Below are 13,536 nucleotides of genomic sequence, written 5' to 3' on the forward strand. Positions count from 1 at the left end.
TCTTTCCTTAGATTCTTAGAAATAACCTTGGCGCTTTTTCAGCTCCATCGAGCCCGACTGATCATGGTCAATCGCTCGACCTTGACGCTCACTAGAAGTAGCCACCAGCATCTCTTCAATAATGCCTGTTAACGTATTGGCTTCAGATTCAACCGCTCCAGTTAGTGGGTAGCAACCTAAAGTTCGGAAACGAACACTTTTCTCTTCAATCACTTCACCTTCTTGCAGCTCCATACGGTCATCATCAACCATGATCAGCATGCCATCACGCTCAACCACAGGGCGTTTGTCTGAAAGGTAAAGTGGAACAATATCAATGCTCTCTAAATAGATGTATTGCCAAATATCGAGCTCAGTCCAGTTTGATAGAGGGAATACACGAATGCTCTCGCCTTTATTTACTTGGCCGTTATAGGTATGCCAAAGCTCTGGGCGTTGGTTTTTTGGATCCCATGTGTGATTCTTGTCGCGGAAAGAGTAAACACGCTCTTTTGCTCGAGATTTTTCTTCATCACGACGTGCACCACCAAAAGCAGCATCGAATCCATACTTATTTAACGCCTGCTTAAGGCCTTGAGTTTTCATGATGTCAGTGTGTTTCGAAGAACCATGCACAAATGGGCTACATCCCATTTCAATACCTTCTGGGTTCTTATGGACTAAAAGGTCAAAGCCGTACTTTTTAGCCGTACGATCACGAAATTCAATCATCTCGCGAAATTTCCAATCGGTATCAACGTGTAACAGCGGGAATGGAATCTTACCTGGGTAAAACGCTTTGCGAGCTAAATGAAGCATCACAGAAGAATCTTTACCTATGGAGTACATCATCACTGGGTTATCAAACTCAGCCGCTACTTCACGGATAATATGAATACTTTCCGCTTCTAGCTGTTTTAAGTGGGTTAAACGTTCTTGGTCCATTTCAGTGCTTCCTTTAAGGCTCGCGTTACGAGCAATTCATTACTTGGCATACCAAGTAAGGGATTTAACTCATCCACTGGTGTGAATGGGAGTATTGGCACTAGAAGAAAACAGAAGCTTCGTATGAGCTATCCTTGCTATTCATCTGCCTGATACGTCCTTGATATAGGCATTATGACGAGCCTCTCATATTACTGGAAATTCTAAAATTTCATTTTTTATTCGAAAAGCTGATAAGGGATTGGATTTATCGATAAACAGATGAAATGAATGGACTAATATTATCGATATCATTTGTACATTGATGGGCAGCTTTGAGAGGTATATTGCAGAACACCGTAAAGTAATCGATCAAAGTCACGATTTAACATTCGTTGTAATCATTGTTTCATTCGATTTTGTTACATTACGCAACAAATTTTCTACTATCCACTTTGGAGCTACACAATGAAAGTTGCAATAAAACCTTTGTCATTGGCTGTACTTGCGGGTCTTGGTTTGACTCTAGCAGGCTGCACAACAACACCAGATACCGATGAAGTGATTAAACTACGTGTCGTAGAAACGACGGATATCCATACCAACCTAATGGATTACGACTACTACAAAGACAAGCCATCGAAGAAAATCGGCTTAGCACGTACTGCAACTCTAGTAAAAGAAGCTCAAAACGAAGTAACCAATAGCGTATTAGTTGATAACGGTGATTTACTGCAAGGTAGCCCAATGGGTGACTACATGGCAGACAAAGGCATCGTTGCTGGTGAGGTTCACCCTGCATATAAAGCAATGAACCAACTAAGCTACGACGCTGCAAACCTAGGTAACCACGAGTTCAACTACGGTCTTGAGTTCCTAGAAGAGTCTATCAACGACGCTGATTTCCCATACATCAGTGCTAACGTTTACGACGCAGAAACCAAAGAACACTACTTCACGCCTTACATCATCAAGACTCACACGTTTGAAGATACAGCAGGCGTAAAGCATGAAGTAAAAGTCGGCTACATCGGTTTTGTTCCACCACAAATCATGACGTGGGATAAGAAGAACCTAGAAGGCAAAGTGATCGCTCGCGATATCATTGAGACAGCTAACGAGTTAGTACCTCAAATGAAAGCGGAAGGCGCTGAAGTTATCGTTGCTATCCCTCACTCAGGCGTATCAACTGACCCGTACAAAAATGGCGAAGAAAACTCAACGTTCTACCTATCTGAAGTAGACGGCATTGATGCAATCGCATTCGGCCACTCTCACGCAGTATTCCCAGGTAAAGGTTTTGATGACATTCAAGGCATCGACAACGAAACGGGCACAATGAACGGAGTTGCGGCAGTAATGCCTGGTCGTTGGGGTAGCCACGTTGGTGTTATGGATCTAACACTTGCACAAAAAGACGGTAAGTGGGAAGTCGTTAAAGGCCAATCAGAAGCACGCCCTATCTACGACAAGATAGAAAAGAAATCACTTGCTGCTGCTGATGAAGGCATCGTAACAGCACTAGAAAAAGACCACGCAGGTACTCGTGAGTTTGTTAACCAACCGATTGGTAAAGCAGACGATGTGATGTACAGCTTCCTGTCTCTAGTACAAGACGATCCAACAGTTCAAATCGTTAACCTTGCACAGAAAGATTACGTTGAACAGTTCATCCAAGGTGACCCAGACCTAGATGGTACGCCAGTACTTTCAGCCGCTGCACCATTCAAAGCCGGTGGCCGTAAGAATGATCCAGCGAACTTCACTGAAGTTGAATCTGGTCAACTGACATTCCGTAACGCAGCTGACTTGTACCTCTACCCGAACACACTAGTTGCGATGAAGGTTACAGGTCACGAAGTAAAAGAGTGGCTTGAGTGTTCTGCTGGTCAGTTCAACCAAGTGGATGTTAACTCAACTGCACCACAACAGTTGATCGAGTGGGATAACTTCCGTACTTACAACTTCGATGTAATCGACGGTGTTGATTACCAAATTGACGTAACTCAACCTGCGAAATACGATGCAAACTGTAAAGTGGTTAACCCTGACTCACAGCGTATTGTTGGCCTAACTTACCAAGGTAAGCCAATCGACATGAAGCAAGACTTCCTGATCGCAACCAACAACTACCGTGCATACAGCGCTAAGTTCCCAGGCACAGGTGAAGACTTCATCGCATTTGATGCACCAGATGAGAACCGTACTGTTCTTGCAAACTACATATCTCGCGTAAGCAAAGAGCAAGGTCAAGTGAGCCCAAGCGCGGATAACAATTGGTCATTTGCGCCAATCAAAACGGATAACAAACTAGATATCCGCTTTGAAACATCTCCAAGCGACAAAGCAGCAGAGTTCATCAAAGAGAAGGGTCAATACCCGATGAAACGTGTTGCGACTGACGATGTTGGTTTTGCTGTTTACCAGATTGACCTAACTAAATAGATTGCTTAAGTAATCCATAGTTAACATTCTGAAAGGCTGAGTTTAACGACTCAGCCTTTTTCTTTTTCACATGGGATCCCCATATCCAACGCCCGGCTTTCAAATCCAAACTCTCGATACATCTACTTTAAAAACAACACATTATTCGCTTTCATTTCGCTTTAAGAACGACTTAAACAACGCATTTCAAACCACGGATGGAATCAAGCTCGCACAAAAAATCCTCAATCATCTGTAAGTTTTTCTCAGCTCCTCGTGTCTATTTAATTTACTACACTCAATGAATGACCAATAAGCCATTCATTTATAGGATAGATAGGACATTTGATGAGCACCGTCGAGAGTATCCAAGCATGGTTAAATACAGGAGAGGAATCGCTGCTATGGCTGATGCTTGGCATTATCGCGCTTTCTTATCTGCTTGAAGATCTGGCGATTGTTACGGCGGCAGGTATAGCGACTCAAGGTCTAATACTTCCTCAATATGCGCTGCTTGCCATTTTCATCGGCATTGCCACGGGTGATCTCGGTCTTTATTGCTTAGGAAAGTCAGGACGTTACTTCCGAGGTGTGCGATATAAAGCTCTCACGAATAAGTACTTTCGTTTGCTTCGTACCAAACTACGTCAGAACGCATTCAGCAGCCTTTTTGTCATCCGCTTTATTCCCGGGCTTCGTACCGTCGGCTTTACCTTAAGTGGCTTTTTCGCAATCCCACTCCCTACTTTCTTATTTGCCGTTATTAGTGCCACTGCGATCTGGACTGGCATTGTCTTCTCTGCCATCTACTATTTAGGGACATCAGCGTGGCTGCAAGCCTCTGAATATCAATGGGTCGTCATCCCATGTGCCATCGCTTTGCTGTTTATCTGCAATCGATTAATGAATAGAACCTACTCTAGAGGATTATCATGAGTTCACCGCAAGATATTCGCATCATTCCATCACATCAAATCAATGCTGGCATGCCCCTACTTGAAAAAGATACCGTGCGCAGTGTCTCTCCTTATGAGTTTCTTCCGGCTTGGTTTTTCTACACGCCAGTGGTGATTCAAAGCCTGATGCAAGGGTTACGGCACTTTGACTGGACACTGCCGCTCATCGCTAACCCGAGCATCAAGTTAAGCGGAATGGTCGGCGAATCAAAACACGAGATACTGAGCCTTGCCGGATCATCGAGTCAGCGTTGGATCTCTCCGTTTATCACCTTAACCAAAACGGATCTTAGCAGTAAGAAACAAGCTGAAGATGCGCGCAGCGCACTCATACAGTCGGATCTCGATTTCCCGATTGTGGCTAAACCGGATCTTGGTTGTCGAGGTGTTGGTGTTAAGCTGATCAACACACAAGATCAACTAGAACAGTATGTTGAATCTTTCCCAAATAATGCTCGCTTTCTATTGCAAGAAAAGGCGCCTTATCAAGCCGAAGCGGGTGTATTCTACGTTCGTTACCCAAACAAAAAGCAAGGCGAGATCATCTCGATCACACTCAAGTATGCGCCAATGGTGGTGGGTGATGGCAGCTCGACACTCAAACAGTTAATTGAAAATAGCCCGCGTGCAGGACAGCTCAGTCACCTCTATCTGCCAAGACATCAAGGTAAATTGGATCAAGTGCTCGCAGAGGGCGAAGAGTTTCAACTCGCGTTCGCAGGCAGCCATAGTCGTGGTTGTATCTTTCGAGACGGTAATCAATACATCACTCAGGCTCTAACAGAACGTTTAGACGAGATATTCGATGATTTCGATGGCTTTCATTTTGGCAGACTCGACGTCAAATTTAAGGACATGCATAGCCTAATGAACGGCGAGGATTTCACTATCCTCGAGGTCAATGGTGCGAGTAGCGAAGCCGGACATATCTGGGATCGCAACACACCACTACGAGAGATATTTTCTACACTACTTCTGCAATACCGCATTCTTTTTGATATAGGTGCTCAACAGAAGCACCGAGGCCATAAGACTCCCTCTTTCAAGAGCTTATTTGCTGCGTGGCAAGAAGAGCGACGTCTTGTTCAACAATATCCGACCACCGATTAACTTTGTACGAGGACCATGAATGAACCCCATAGCCCAACCAAGCGCCCTCACTTCTTTCTCTCCAAGTATCACAGGAGCGGTAGAAATATTGAACCAGGGGCTAGAGTTTTTGTTAGCGATATCCGACAGCGACTACCTGACACGAGCAAAGCCGCACGTTACAAGCTCTATTGGTGAACATACTCGTCATACGCTCGATCTTTTTCACGCCTTGATCTTAAAAGAGAATGCAACCGTTGATTACAACACTCGCCGTCGTGGTCATCCCGTCGAGTACGAGCGCTCAATTGCAGTAAAAGAGATCCATTATGTGATCAACTGGCTTGAGCGATTAGACCGTCGGGATCTCGAAGCGCCTATCATGATCCAAACCGAAGTTTCAATGGATGCTCAAGTATTCGCAAGCATACCTTCTACGCTAGAAAGAGAAGTCACCTTCGCCGCGCTGCATGCCAATCATCATTACGCGATGATCAAAGTGATCACCACCTTCCTAGACATTGACACCTGCAATACCTTTGGTTACGCCCCAACGACTAGCAGCTATCTGAGGGAACAATAATATGTGCTCAGTCTCTTGGCTACTTGAAGAAAATGGTTATCAGGTCTTTTTCAATCGTGATGAACAGAAAGCACGAGCACTGGCGATGCCGCCTAAACAATATCGAGTCAACGGTGTCGATATCATAATGCCACTCGACCCTACTGGCGGTGGTAGTTGGATAAGCATTAATGAGTTCGGGCTTTCTTTATGCCTACTCAATAACTATCAAGGCATAGTACCTGCTGGTCCTTTGGTCAGCCGCGGTTTATTACTTAAAAACCTATCATCGAGTCGTAACATCAGTAAGCTCTCTGAAGCATTTCATCAGCTAGACCTACACTCTTTTGCTCCTTTTACCTTGTTGGCTTTCGCCCCGAATTTAACTCAGAACAGTGGTTTGGTTATCGCCTACATGTGGGATGGTATTCAACAAAAAATCGTCGACACTGATTCTCCACTCTTCTCATCCGGTGTCGATTTAGAACGCGTGCAAGCTTATCGTAAAGCGAAATATGATCAGCTGATGGAAACCGGTAAGAATCAACAGAACTTACTGATGTTCCACTCTCATCATCACAGCGAACAACCTCATTTAGCAACCTGTATGCATCGTGAAGACGCACACACGGTGAGCTTTACTCATTTACGCAACCTACACGGCCAAGCTTCGATGTTTTATGCACCTGGCTCGCCTTGCGAACCCATTAAGCCATGTCGGATAAATCAACAGCGCTTTACCTTCGATTTATCACCCGCAATCAATCTATAGATGGAGTCTATCATGAGAAAACTATTAACCATGGTTCTGCTACTTGTTAGCCCGTACGTATTTGCCGCCGATGAAATCTACACCGGATTCTTTAGCAGCAAGGCACTCGATGGCTACGATACTGTCGCGTATTTCACTTCCGGTAAGCCCGTCGAAGGCAGTCAAAAATTCAGCACCGAGTACAAGGGTGCAGACTGGTATTTCTCTTCTGAAAAGAATTTGACTTTATTTGTTAATAATCCTGAAAAATATGCCCCTCAATATGGAGGTTATTGCGCTTGGGCTGTATCAGCCAAGAGCGACTTTGCACCTGGAGACCCTCATCAATGGACGATTGTTGATAACAAGCTTTACCTCAACTACGACCAGGAGATTAAGCAACGCTGGGAGCAAGACCAAGCACAACATATTCAACAAGCCGATAAAGTTTGGCCGAAACTGATCAAGTAAGGGAATAACGATGACATTCACTCCAACCAAGCATATCCCTGCGGCATTTATCGCGTTTGTGTTTATTCAGTCACTGTTTTTTAAGTTCACTGGCTCATACGAGACTGAACATATCTTTGGCACTCTCGCGACATGGTCTGGACTAAGTTGGTTCGGCTCGCTTGGCGGCTATTTAATTGGATTCGCGGAATTGATTGCTGCTATTTTGCTATTCACACGCTGGCATGGCCTTGGAGCCATCATGACAGTGGGAATTATGAGTGGCGCGATTTTCTTCCACCTGTTTACGCCACTCGGCATTCAAATGCCTGAGTTCAATACAGCGGGTGACATTGTCGGTTATGACGGCGGGTTATTGTTTGGTATGGCATGCCTAGTCTGGTTATGCGGTGCATTTTTAAGTGTGAAAGATTTCAAGAATCAAGACGGTTTCCTAAACAACTTTAGTCAATAAGGTAGCTTCATTATGATTGATAGTCCTTTTCGTTTACCACGTTACACACCTTTTGGTTTAGGTGAGTCTGTTGTCGAGTGGGCAACTGGGCTATCTAAGCTAGACAAACTCTATCAAGATAGACCGAACGAGTTATCTAGCTTTGAGTTTATGCATCACACTCTATCGGCACTCAATATCGACTATTCGGTTTCATCTGGAACCACAGAGAATATTCCAGAAGATGGGCCTGTGGTGATTGTGGCCAATCATCCTCTTGGCGCGATTGAAGGCGTGATCCTTGCTGATCTCGTAGGATCGGTAAGGAAAGATGTAAAGGTACTGGCGAATGAGTTGCTCAAGCGACTGCCTGAACTGGATGATCTTTTCATCGGAGTCGATGTATTTAATAGCAAAGAATCGAAACGAACCAACGCCAAAGCGATTCGAGATGCCAATCGTCACTTAGCAGATGGTGGACTGCTGATTGTGTTCCCTGCGGGCGAAGTCTCGAGTTACCGCAAAGGGGCAAAGACACTGACAGACATCGAATGGAGCAAATCGGTAGCCAAATTCGTCAAACGTCATCAAGCCACTACGGTACCTATCTTTATCAATGGTAAAAACAGTGAGCTTTTCTATCAAGCTGGCCGTGTCCATCCACTATTAAGAACAGCTCTACTCGGCCGTGAACTCCTCAATAAGCAAGCGACCACGATCGCTATCTCTATTGGCTCTTCGATTCCATATTCAGAAATAAAATCGTTTGAACAAGAAATGGATATCGTCAACTACCTGCGACTCAATACCTACCTGATGAGTCAACAAGATAGCCCGAACACACCAATCCACGCGCCCTCTTTTGATACTCAAGTGATTGCTCCGATTCCACAAGAAGTCTTGGCAATAGAGATAAATTCACTCCCTGAAGAGATGAAACTGCTCGAGCAAGGTGACTTCGAGGTCTACTGCACGCCAAGCCAATCTATCCCCAACTTAATACGCGAGATTGGTCGAGTCAGAGAAGAAAGCTTTAGAGAAGTCGGAGAAGGCAGCGGCCTTGCCTGTGATTTGGATGAGTATGACCTTTACTACCATCAACTGTTTGTGTGGAATAAAACTAAAGCAGAACTAGTCGGTGCGTATCGACTCGGTATGGTCGACAAGCTAATCGCTGAGCATGGGCTTGATAAGCTCTACTCTCGTAGCCTGTTTAACTACAATCAAGAGTTCATTGACACCTTAGATAACAGTATTGAACTAGGACGCTCCGTAGTGAGTAAACCTTATCAAAAGAGTCTTAACTCACTGTTACTATTATGGAAAGGCATCGCGGCCTTTGTATATCACCACCCTCAATATACCCATTTATTTGGTCCGGTAAGTATCAGTAATGATTACAGCCACAATGCACGATTATTGATAGCGACCACCTTATCCATACATCATTACGATGAACAAAAGGCGAACCTGGTTTCTCCTTCGTCACCACTCAATACCAGTAATAATGTGTTCTGGCAGAATCACCTACTATCGTCATTGGCGAGTGTCCCTCTGCTTTCTAAAGTGTTGGCTCGTATGGAGCAAGGAAAAGGCCTACCAGTACTGCTTCGCCAATACCTGGGGATGAACGGTAAACTGGTGTGCTTTAACGTCGACCCATCGTTTAATGATGCTTTGGATGGCTTGATTGTCGTCAACCTCAAGAAGGTACCATTGAAAACTCTAGGCAAATATATGGGCCGAGAACTTGCTCAAGACTATCTAGAGCAGCATTCAAAGCGTTAGGTCATTAATACTGACCCTATATTGATATTCAAATTCTGTACCTCTCCCCAAATAAGTGCGATGATTTCGACACTTATTTGGGCTAGGTCACCTTCATGCACACGTCTTTTATCGAACAACTACAAAGCTTTGGTTTCTCTGAAAATCAGATTGAATCTCTATTAGCCGTCGCAAAGCCCCTTGAGCTCCCAACAAGACACATCCTGATCAATCAAGGTGAGATGGCGAGTTCAATCTACTTTGTGCTTGAAGGCTTATGTCATGCTTGTTACCTCACTAATGACGGAAAACAATACAGTAAAGAATTCTACTGGGAACAAGACTGGATCATAGGCTTTGAGAGCTTGATAAAAAACCAAGCGTCCCCTTACCTATTAGAAACGCTCACACCCATCACCATGTTAGAACTGCCAATGAACGCCGTAATCGAGTGGCGAGCATCAAACAACCCTCTATACCTAAAGTTGTTAGAAACTCAGCTCATGCATAAAGAAAACAAAGAACGCTTTATGCTGCTCTATACTCCTGAACAACGTTACCAACTGTTCTGCGAACATTATCCTGATCTTGAACAGCGCTTGAACGACAATCAAATTGCCGCTTACCTAGGAATAACCGCCATCAGCCTTAGCAGAATTAAAAGTCGAATTAACAATAGTTAATGCCAACAATCATCGCGCATAGTACATTCAGAGCATCGATAATCTCTGGATGTAAACATGATCACTTGGCACTCAATTCCTTTTTCTGAACTCTCAACACAACAACTGTATCAACTACTTAAATTAAGAGTCGATGTATTTGTGGTTGAGCAAACTTGTCCTTATCCAGAGCTCGACGGCAAAGATATACTCACAGGTGTTGAGCACCTACTTGGTTATTCTGATAAAGAGTTAGTAGCGTGTGCACGCATACTCCCTCCTGGCACCACATACGATAACGTCAGTATCGGTCGTGTCGCGACCAAGCAATCAGCAAGAGGAAATGGCTTAGGGCACCAATTGATAAAAGAGGCATTGATTCGTTGTGAAGAACTTTGGCCAAACGCGACCATAGACATCGGTGCACAAGAACACCTAGAAAACTTCTATGCAAGCCATGGGTTCAATACGGTGTCTGAGATGTATCTGGAAGATGATATTCCACATCTAGACATGAGATTAGAGAAATAATGTCGAATATCACTGTCGGTATTTTATTACTGATTGCAGGTAACTTGTTTGCCTCGTTTTCCGACGTAACGGTAAAACTGTTGAATGGCGAAGTGCCGCCACTTCAGTATATTTTTTTCCGACAGTTGATATCTCTGATCATCATTACGCCTTTGTGGCTGCAGCAGAAAAAAGAAAAACGGCACTTAAAACAAGCTAAAATAACCTTCATACGAGGGCAGCTTATCTTAATCGGTAGTGGATGTATGGTTGTTGCAATCACTCACTTATCTTTGGCCACCGCTAATGCTGTATTTTATGTCGCGCCCTTATTGATGTTGCCTCTATCGATGTTTCTACTAAAAGAGCAACCAGCACTCGGTAAAGTTATCGCCACCACAATAGGCTTTATTGGTGCGCTGATTGTATTGAGACCTTCGCAATTTCATTGGGCAGCGCTGTTTGCTTTGGGGACAGCACTCACTCTCGCACTATTTAATGTACTCGTAAGAAAGCTTCCTAGTGAACAAACCGTCATCACAACACTGTGGTGGACAACGCTATTTTCCATTCCTGCATCATTGATACTGTGCTTTCTATACTGGCAACCCGTGTCTGTCGAGCACTTGGGATACATAGCCCTGAGTGCAACACTCATATTAAGCTATAACGGCTTTGCCGTTTCCGCTTACCAAAAAGCTCATTCCAACCAAATAGCATTAGCTGAATATTCAGGATTAGTCTTTGTCGCACTTATAGGTGCGCTATGGTTTAACGAGATTCCAGACACATTAACTTTTACCGGAATAATGCTCATTATCTTACCACTAGCACCTTTTAAGCGACCAAAAAAAAGAGCTAACGCTTAGCTCTTTTTATCACTGATCTATGTCTATGAAGTGCCTTAACTAACGGGTCAGAATCGCTCTATTTGCTTCGACCAAAACCACCGTCAGACAGTCTAAAGAACATTACCGAAGTATCACCCTTCTCTAGCTGAAGAATATCCAGTTGCCCAGTCTCAGCAAGTTTGAAACGAACGAGCTGACCCTTGCGGATCTGGCTTAGTGGCTTATCAGCACCTTCAATACGAACCAAGGCATTAAGATCAGACAATGGCAAATCATTATTTCGGAAAACCTGCGCTAGAGTATCTCCTTGTTTAACAAGGTACTCTTGCCAATTACTGGGTTCTGATGAATTGCTTTTGGCATTTTGCTGTTCACTTAAACCAACGGTGTTTATCTCAAGCTCAACGCGCGATGTTATCGGAGCAGAATCCAATTTCGGTTCTGGTAGCGGCACAAAAAGTAAAATTAATACAATCGGCGAAATCACCATCAATAATCTCTGGTGCAGCTTTGGTAATGAACTCCAAGTTTCCGTTATCGAAGTCTTCATCTTCTTTATATCGATTGAGTTCAATTTCGCTTTTATCTGTTCCAGTCGAACCTTGAGCTCTGCTAAGTGGTCAACTTTTTGCTTTTTCTTTTGACGACGATTCATGCCACTGCGTCCTATATATTGAATAACTACAGTATAAAAACCAAAGTACCAACAGTATAGATCTTTCCGTCACAACGGAGAGCAAAGCGAGAAAATTGACATCCCTGTGATATCAGCACGGTAAAGCACAAGTGATCATAGGCTAGCCGTTTCTTCACGCTGCTAATACTGGTATTCTTACCCTTTTCGTACTGACAAAAAGAGTGACTTTTCATGTCTGAAGTAAAATTTGAAACTGTAGAGCAAAAAGCTAGCTACGGTATCGGTCTACAAATGGGCCAACAACTTGCTGGTTCTGGTCTTGAAGGCCTAAACGTTGACGCAATTGCTGCTGGTATCGCAACAGCTCTAGTTGGTGACATGCCAGCTATCGAAGTTGACGAAATCAACAACGCACTACAAGAACTACACACTCGTGGTGAAGCTGCACGTCAAGAACTAGCTAAAGCTGCTGCTGCAGATGGCGAAGCTTTTCTAGCTGACAACGCTCTTCGTTCAGAAGTAACAGTTCTTGAGTCTGGTCTTCAATACGAAGTACTAACTGAAGGTACTGGTGAAATCCCAACTGCAGACAAGCAAGTACGTGTTCACTACCATGGCGAACTAACTGACGGTACTGTTTTCGACAGCTCTGTATCTCGCGGTCAACCAGCTGAATTCCCAGTAACTGGCGTAATTCAAGGCTGGGTACAAGCTCTACAAATGATGCCTGTTGGCTCTAAGTGGAAGCTATACATCCCTCAAGATCTAGCATACGGTGAGCGTGGCGCAGGTGCTGCAATCCCACCATTTGCTGCTCTAGTATTTGAAGTAGAACTTCTAGCTATTCTTTAATTTTTATAAAAAGCCTCAGTAAAACAAATTACTATATAGGCAAATAAAATTAAAATAATCCAACGGCGATGTGACTACATCGCCGTTTTTCGTTTATAGTGGAAGAGTAAATGACTTTATTACTTAAGGACAAATAATGAAGAAAGTACTCATCACTGTTTTAAGCAGCCTTGCTGTTGTCTCTTGCGCTAGCACTAGCGATTCTGGCACAACCAGTTCTACTTCTGATACCAACTATTCCCAATTGACTCAAACTGCACTTATGGCTGCGGTGAATATGTGGTCTCAACAAAATGAAACAACACCTCTGGCAGATACCGTTGCCAATCAAGCATCAGTTACGAGCGATCAAGCTGTTGGCGGGATTGGTTCGATGCTCGCTCTTGCACAGAATTCACTTGGCACAGCAGATAACAACGAGCTTGCGTCACTCATTCCAGGAATGTCTACGCTTGAATCTACTGGCCTAACATCGGTACTAAATTCGCAAGGCGCGGTTGAAAGTGCTTTCTCAGGTTTAGGAATGGATTCGTCAATGATCAGCACGTTTGCGCCAATCATTCTTCAAGCACTTCAATCCCAAGGTGCGACCAGTGGCCTAATGGATTCACTTGCAGCTGTTTGGCAATAAGATTAGCGATTAGCGATTAGCGATTAGCGATTAGCGA

15 protein-coding genes are annotated in these 13,536 nt (G+C 44.0%); 13 read left to right on the top strand and 2 right to left on the bottom strand.

What is annotated here, in order from left to right; genetic code table 11:
• Positions 1 to 15 precede the first annotated feature (15 nt).
• Positions 16 to 960 carry a sulfate adenylyltransferase subunit CysD gene (gene cysD / locus IQO02_RS03375; protein WP_226088532.1) on the bottom strand — a complete coding sequence of 315 codons (945 nt, stop codon included), beginning with the start codon at positions 958 to 960 and terminating at the stop codon, positions 16 to 18.
• Between the two features lie 411 nt (positions 961 to 1,371).
• Here cysD and IQO02_RS03380 point away from each other — a divergent pair, with 411 nt between their 5' ends.
• The 11 genes from IQO02_RS03380 (at position 1,372) to IQO02_RS03430 (ending at position 11,397) form a co-directional block, all read left to right on the top strand.
• The gene (locus IQO02_RS03380; protein WP_010435096.1) at positions 1,372 to 3,348 is read left to right on the top strand and encodes a bifunctional 2',3'-cyclic-nucleotide 2'-phosphodiesterase/3'-nucleotidase; all 1,977 of its coding nucleotides are present in this window, start codon (positions 1,372 to 1,374) and stop codon (positions 3,346 to 3,348) included.
• Between the two features lie 327 nt (positions 3,349 to 3,675).
• Positions 3,676 to 4,263 (top strand): DedA family protein, encoded by a 588-nt coding sequence (locus tag IQO02_RS03385; protein ID WP_016783713.1) that lies wholly within the window; start codon positions 3,676 to 3,678, stop codon positions 4,261 to 4,263.
• The gene (locus IQO02_RS03390; protein WP_010435101.1) at positions 4,260 to 5,393 is read left to right on the top strand and encodes an ATP-grasp domain-containing protein; all 1,134 of its coding nucleotides are present in this window, start codon (positions 4,260 to 4,262) and stop codon (positions 5,391 to 5,393) included. Before IQO02_RS03385 ends, IQO02_RS03390 begins: the two co-directional genes overlap by 4 nt.
• Positions 5,394 to 5,412: 19 nt before the next feature.
• Complete coding sequence (locus IQO02_RS03395) at positions 5,413 to 5,955, top strand: hypothetical protein (RefSeq protein WP_016790851.1); 543 nt, start codon at positions 5,413 to 5,415, stop codon at positions 5,953 to 5,955.
• A 1-nt stretch (position 5,956) separates the two neighbouring features.
• Positions 5,957 to 6,706 (top strand): NRDE family protein, encoded by a 750-nt coding sequence (locus IQO02_RS03400; protein ID WP_016788484.1) that lies wholly within the window; start codon positions 5,957 to 5,959, stop codon positions 6,704 to 6,706.
• 12 nt (positions 6,707 to 6,718) lie between these two features.
• Positions 6,719 to 7,156: a YHS domain-containing (seleno)protein gene (locus IQO02_RS03405; protein ID WP_016768653.1), complete on the top strand. Its 438-nt coding sequence runs from the start codon at positions 6,719 to 6,721 to the stop codon at positions 7,154 to 7,156.
• Positions 7,157 to 7,166: 10 nt separating this feature from the next.
• On the top strand, positions 7,167 to 7,610 hold the full coding sequence (locus IQO02_RS03410) for a hypothetical protein (RefSeq protein WP_010435109.1): 444 nt from the start codon (positions 7,167 to 7,169) through the stop codon (positions 7,608 to 7,610).
• 12 nt (positions 7,611 to 7,622) lie between these two features.
• Entirely contained in the window at positions 7,623 to 9,377 is a 1,755-nt protein-coding gene (locus IQO02_RS03415; protein WP_016799477.1) for a lysophospholipid acyltransferase family protein, read from the top strand.
• A gap of 95 nt (positions 9,378 to 9,472) precedes the next feature.
• Positions 9,473 to 10,039 carry a Crp/Fnr family transcriptional regulator gene (locus IQO02_RS03420; protein WP_016783710.1) on the top strand — a complete coding sequence of 189 codons (567 nt, stop codon included), beginning with the start codon at positions 9,473 to 9,475 and terminating at the stop codon, positions 10,037 to 10,039.
• Positions 10,040 to 10,096: 57 nt separating this feature from the next.
• Positions 10,097 to 10,549 carry a GNAT family N-acetyltransferase gene (locus IQO02_RS03425; RefSeq protein ID WP_010435116.1) on the top strand — a complete coding sequence of 151 codons (453 nt, stop codon included), beginning with the start codon at positions 10,097 to 10,099 and terminating at the stop codon, positions 10,547 to 10,549.
• Positions 10,549 to 11,397: a DMT family transporter gene (locus IQO02_RS03430; protein WP_016799478.1), complete on the top strand. Its 849-nt coding sequence runs from the start codon at positions 10,549 to 10,551 to the stop codon at positions 11,395 to 11,397. Before IQO02_RS03425 ends, IQO02_RS03430 begins: the two co-directional genes overlap by 1 nt.
• Before the next feature lie 58 nt (positions 11,398 to 11,455).
• Here the strand turns inward: IQO02_RS03430 and IQO02_RS03435 are convergent, their stop codons facing one another.
• Complete coding sequence (locus IQO02_RS03435; protein WP_016799479.1) at positions 11,456 to 12,034, bottom strand: LysM-like peptidoglycan-binding domain-containing protein; 579 nt, start codon at positions 12,032 to 12,034, stop codon at positions 11,456 to 11,458.
• 213 nt (positions 12,035 to 12,247) lie between these two features.
• Here IQO02_RS03435 and IQO02_RS03440 point away from each other — a divergent pair, with 213 nt between their 5' ends.
• Complete coding sequence (locus IQO02_RS03440; RefSeq protein ID WP_008220519.1) at positions 12,248 to 12,868, top strand: FKBP-type peptidyl-prolyl cis-trans isomerase; 621 nt, start codon at positions 12,248 to 12,250, stop codon at positions 12,866 to 12,868.
• Positions 12,869 to 13,004: 136 nt separating this feature from the next.
• Positions 13,005 to 13,499 carry a DUF2780 domain-containing protein gene (locus IQO02_RS03445; protein ID WP_010435125.1) on the top strand — a complete coding sequence of 165 codons (495 nt, stop codon included), beginning with the start codon at positions 13,005 to 13,007 and terminating at the stop codon, positions 13,497 to 13,499.
• Positions 13,500 to 13,536 lie beyond the last annotated feature (37 nt).

This window comes from Vibrio sp. OPT24 (assembly GCF_015163545.1).
GTDB classification, from domain to species: Bacteria; Pseudomonadota; Gammaproteobacteria; order Enterobacterales; family Vibrionaceae; genus Vibrio; species Vibrio cyclitrophicus.

What these genes read in the sequence shown, in the direction of transcription:
- IQO02_RS03430 (WP_016799478.1), top strand. Translation starts at nt 10,549, where the DNA reads ATGTCGAATATCACTGTCGGTATTTTATTACTGATTGCAGGTAACTTG.
- IQO02_RS03405 (WP_016768653.1), top strand. Translation starts at nt 6,719, where the DNA reads ATGAGAAAACTATTAACCATGGTTCTGCTACTTGTTAGCCCGTACGTA.
- IQO02_RS03395 (WP_016790851.1), top strand. Translation starts at nt 5,413, where the DNA reads ATGAACCCCATAGCCCAACCAAGCGCCCTCACTTCTTTCTCTCCAAGT.
- IQO02_RS03380 (WP_010435096.1), top strand. Translation starts at nt 1,372, where the DNA reads ATGAAAGTTGCAATAAAACCTTTGTCATTGGCTGTACTTGCGGGTCTT.
- IQO02_RS03440 (WP_008220519.1), top strand. Translation starts at nt 12,248, where the DNA reads ATGTCTGAAGTAAAATTTGAAACTGTAGAGCAAAAAGCTAGCTACGGT.
- IQO02_RS03425 (WP_010435116.1), top strand. Translation starts at nt 10,097, where the DNA reads ATGATCACTTGGCACTCAATTCCTTTTTCTGAACTCTCAACACAACAA.
- IQO02_RS03445 (WP_010435125.1), top strand. Translation starts at nt 13,005, where the DNA reads ATGAAGAAAGTACTCATCACTGTTTTAAGCAGCCTTGCTGTTGTCTCT.
- IQO02_RS03400 (WP_016788484.1), top strand. Translation starts at nt 5,957, where the DNA reads ATGTGCTCAGTCTCTTGGCTACTTGAAGAAAATGGTTATCAGGTCTTT.
- IQO02_RS03385 (WP_016783713.1), top strand. Translation starts at nt 3,676, where the DNA reads ATGAGCACCGTCGAGAGTATCCAAGCATGGTTAAATACAGGAGAGGAA.
- IQO02_RS03435 (WP_016799479.1), bottom strand. Translation starts at nt 12,034, where the DNA reads ATGAATCGTCGTCAAAAGAAAAAGCAAAAAGTTGACCACTTAGCAGAG.
- IQO02_RS03410 (WP_010435109.1), top strand. Translation starts at nt 7,167, where the DNA reads ATGACATTCACTCCAACCAAGCATATCCCTGCGGCATTTATCGCGTTT.
- IQO02_RS03415 (WP_016799477.1), top strand. Translation starts at nt 7,623, where the DNA reads ATGATTGATAGTCCTTTTCGTTTACCACGTTACACACCTTTTGGTTTA.
- IQO02_RS03420 (WP_016783710.1), top strand. Translation starts at nt 9,473, where the DNA reads ATGCACACGTCTTTTATCGAACAACTACAAAGCTTTGGTTTCTCTGAA.
- IQO02_RS03390 (WP_010435101.1), top strand. Translation starts at nt 4,260, where the DNA reads ATGAGTTCACCGCAAGATATTCGCATCATTCCATCACATCAAATCAAT.